The sequence below is a fragment of the Streptomyces sp. 13-12-16 genome, from assembly GCF_002114215.1.
Lineage (GTDB): Bacteria > Actinomycetota > Actinomycetes > Streptomycetales > Streptomycetaceae > Streptomyces.
Genome location: NZ_NCTE01001440.1, coordinates 1 through 885, shown reverse-complemented (window position 1 = coordinate 885; position 885 = coordinate 1). Strand labels below are relative to the sequence as shown.

The window sequence follows — 885 nt, the reverse complement described above, 5'->3', positions numbered from 1 at the left end:
CCCCGGGTCGCGCGCGGCCGCCCCCCATCGGCCGCGCGCGACCCTCCCCCGGCGCGCGACTCGTCCCCCGAAGGTCGCGCGCGTTCTTCGACCGGGCCACCCCGGACTGTGTCCGTTTCGAGGAACCCGGCCCCGCCGGCTCAGTCGGCCAGGGCGCGGGCCAGCTCGGTGGTGGCACGGGCGATCTCGGTGTCCGGCTCGGCCAGCAGCCGGTTCAGGTCGCCGCGCCGGGCGCGCACCGCCTGCCGGGCGGCCCGCTCCCACACCACCGGGTTCTCCCGGCGGCTGAGCAGCTTGGGATACGCGGCGGCGGTGCTCTCCCACTGCCGGGCGTCGGCGATGGCCTTGAGCAGCTGGATGATCCCGGCCCGGCAGGTGACGTGCGGAAGCTGGGCCAGTTCCCAGAGGAAGGGGACCGTGGCGGCGGTCGCCTGTTCCGTGACGAAGCCGTACTGGCAGATCCGTTTCCGCAGATCCTCCAGGGCGGCGCGGGCGGTGCCGGTGTCCCCCCAGGCGATGCCGTTCAGCAGCAGGGGGATGGCCGCCGCCGAGCCGGTGGAGTCCTGCATGTCGGCCCACGGCACGCGGGACAGTGCCGCGAGGGGCGTGGTCCGTGCCACTCCGGTGGGGGACGTGTGGCGCACTGGGCGCTCGCTGCTCGGCTGTTCCGTAGAAGCGCTGCGCATGGCGTGGGTGCCTTTCCGCGGCAGTCGTGTCAGATGGGGGGTGGGGCCGACGACCGGGCCCGTACCGTCCTGCCCGCCGGAGGGGCGGGGGCGGCGCCGGGTGCGCGGACGGGAGGGTGGTCGTCGGGGTCGGAGGCGGTGAGCAGCGGGTGCGCGGGCTCCGGGCGGGACCCGGGCCGGACGTCCGGCGCACCCGCGC

Annotated in this window: 1 protein-coding gene; it reads right to left on the bottom strand. The window is 76.5% G+C overall.

Going from position 1 to position 885, the window contains the following annotated elements; genetic code table 11:
* Positions 1 to 140 precede the first annotated feature (140 nt).
* Complete coding sequence (locus B7767_RS42270; RefSeq protein WP_085576449.1) at positions 141 to 686, bottom strand: hypothetical protein; 546 nt, start codon at positions 684 to 686, stop codon at positions 141 to 143.
* Positions 687 to 885 lie beyond the last annotated feature (199 nt).